The organism is Rhizobacter sp. P2_H2, from assembly GCF_056403375.1.
This window is the reverse complement of record NZ_JBFUFP010000827.1, coordinates 1-2458: the sequence shown is the minus strand read 5'-3', so window position 1 is coordinate 2458 and position 2458 is coordinate 1. Positions and strand designations below refer to the sequence as shown.

The following is a 2458-nucleotide window of genomic DNA, read 5'->3' as shown; positions in this document are numbered from 1 at the left end:
TTCCTGAACGGGCAGGCGCCGGGGATGCAGGGCGTGATGGGGAATTACCTCGAGCAATCGCGCAGCATGTTCGAGCAGATGGCCAAGCAGGCGGAGGCCCTTTTCCCGGGAATGCCCGGTTTCGTGCCTCCCAAGCGCTGATTCCAGCCCGTCCGCACCCGCGGGGCTTCGCCAATCGGCGAAAATCCGCGGATGACACAAGACCTGCTGGCGACAGCCACCCCCACGGCGTCCGCCTCCCCCAAGATCGGTTTCGTCTCGCTCGGCTGCCCGAAGGCGCTGACCGATTCCGAGCTGATCCTCACGCAACTGCGCGCCGAGGGCTACGACACCTCCAAGACCTTCGCCGGGGCCGACCTGGTGATCGTCAACACCTGCGGCTTCATCGATGACGCCGTCAAGGAAAGCCTGGACACCATCGGCGAGGCGCTGGCCGAGAACGGCAAGGTCATCGTGACCGGCTGCCTGGGCGCCAAGGCCGGCGACGGCGGCGGCAACCTGGTGCGCCAGATGCACCCGAGCGTGCTGGCCGTGACCGGCCCGCATGCCACGCACGAGGTGATGGACGCGGTGCACCTGCACGTGCCCAAGCCGCACGACCCGTTCATCGACCTGGTGCCGGCGCAGGGCATCAAGCTGACGCCGCGCCACTACGCCTACCTGAAGATCAGCGAAGGCTGCAACCACCGCTGCAGCTTCTGCATCATCCCCAGCATGCGCGGCGACCTGGTCTCGCGCCCGGTCGGCGACGTGCTCGGCGAGGCGCAGCGGCTGTTCGAATCCGGCGTCAAGGAACTGCTGGTGATCAGCCAGGACACCAGCGCCTACGGTGTCGACGTGAAGTACCGCACCGGTTTCTGGGACGGCAAGCCGGTGCGCACCCGCATGCTCGACCTGTGCGAGAAGCTCGGCGAGCTGGCCGAGCGCCACGGCGCCTGGGTGCGGCTGCACTACGTCTACCCGTACCCGCACGTCGACGAGGTGCTGCCGCTGATGGCCCAGGGCCGCGTGCTGCCCTACCTCGACGTGCCGTTCCAGCATTCGCACCCCGACGTGCTGAAGCGCATGAAGCGCCCGGCCAACGGCGAGAAGAACCTCGACCGCCTGCAGCGCTGGCGCGAGATCTGCCCGCAACTGGTGGTGCGCAGCACCTTCATCGCCGGCTTCCCGGGCGAGACCGAGGCCGAGTTCGAGCACCTGCTCGACTTCATGCGCGAGGCGCGCATCGACCGCGCCGGCTGCTTCGCGTACTCGCCGGTCGAGGGCGCGACGGCCAACGCGCTGCCCGATGCGGTGCCGGCCGAACTGCGCGAGGAGCGCCGCGCGCGCTTCATGGCGGTGGCCGAAGAGGTGTCGGCCGCCAAGCTGCGCGAGCGCGTCGGCGCGACGATGCAGGTGCTGGTCGATTCGGCCCCGGCGCTCGGCCGCAAGGGCGGCATCGGCCGCAGCTATGCCGATGCGCCCGAGATCGACGGCCATGTGAAGTTGCTGCCGCCGGAGAAGGCCTCGAAGACGCTGAAGGTCGGCGAGTTCACGAAGGCACGCATCGTCGGCACCCAGGGACACGACCTGGTCGCACAACCCATCTGAAATGGCGGCCGACGACAAGCCGGACCAACGCACCGCGCTGATCCACCACCCCTACGTGCCGCCGGCCGGTTTCGGCGCGGTGGCACCGGGCGTGTACAAGGCGTCGACGGTGATCTTCCCGACGACGGCCGCGCTGCATGCGCGCACCTGGCGCGAGAAGACCGGCTACACCTACGGCCTGCACGGCACGCCGACCAGCTTCACGCTGGAAGAGCGCATCGCCACGCTCGAAGGCGGCCTGCACACGCTGCTGGTGCCGAGCGGGCTGGCCGCGATCACGCTGGTCGACATGGCGCTGCTGAAGAGCGGCGACGAGTTGCTGATCCCCGACAACGCCTACGGCCCCAACAAGGAGCTGGCGCGCCACGAGCTGGCGCGCTGGGGCATCGCGCACCGCTTCTACGACGCGATGGACCCGACCTCGCTGCAGGCCGCGATCGGCCCGGCGACGAAGCTCGTCTGGCTGGAGGCTGCGGGCTCGGTGACGATGGAATTCCCGGACCTGCCGGCCTTGATCAGGATCGCCCGCGATGCCGGCGTCACCTGCGCGCTCGACAACACCTGGGGCGCGGGGCTGGCGTTCGACCCGTTCGCGCTCGGCGTCGACATCTCGATCCAGGCGCTGACGAAATACCCGTCCGGCGGCGCCGACGTGCTGATGGGCTCGGTGACCACGCGCGACGAGCCGTTGCACCTGAAGCTGAAGTTCACGCACATGCGCATGGGCTGGGGCGTCGGCGCGAACGACGTCGAGTTCGTGCTGCGCGCGCTGCCGTCGCTCGCGCTGCGCTATGACGCGCAGGACCAGGCGAGCCGCACGCTGGCGCGGTGGTGGGCGGCGCGGCCGGAGGTGGCGCAGGTGCTGCAC

Annotated in this window: 3 protein-coding genes; all 3 read left to right on the top strand. The window is 69.5% G+C overall.

The window, feature by feature from the left end; genetic code table 11:
* Positions 1–3: 3 nt before the first annotated feature.
* On the top strand, positions 4–141 hold the full coding sequence (locus tag AC1D15_RS26925) for a PHB accumulation regulatory domain-containing protein (protein ID WP_477828416.1): 138 nt from the start codon (positions 4–6) through the stop codon (positions 139–141).
* A 51-nt stretch (positions 142–192) separates the two neighbouring features.
* Positions 193–1590 (top strand): 30S ribosomal protein S12 methylthiotransferase RimO, encoded by a 1398-nt coding sequence (rimO, locus tag AC1D15_RS26920; protein ID WP_047512098.1) that lies wholly within the window; start codon positions 193–195, stop codon positions 1588–1590.
* Position 1591: 1 nt separating this feature from the next.
* A partial coding sequence (locus AC1D15_RS26915; protein WP_477828415.1) for a PLP-dependent transferase occupies positions 1592–2458 on the top strand: 867 nt, incomplete at its 3' end.

Coding starts and splice junctions, on each gene's coding strand:
- rimO (WP_047512098.1), top strand. CDS start 193: ATGACACAAGACCTGCTGGCGACAGCCACCCCCACGGCGTCCGCCTCC.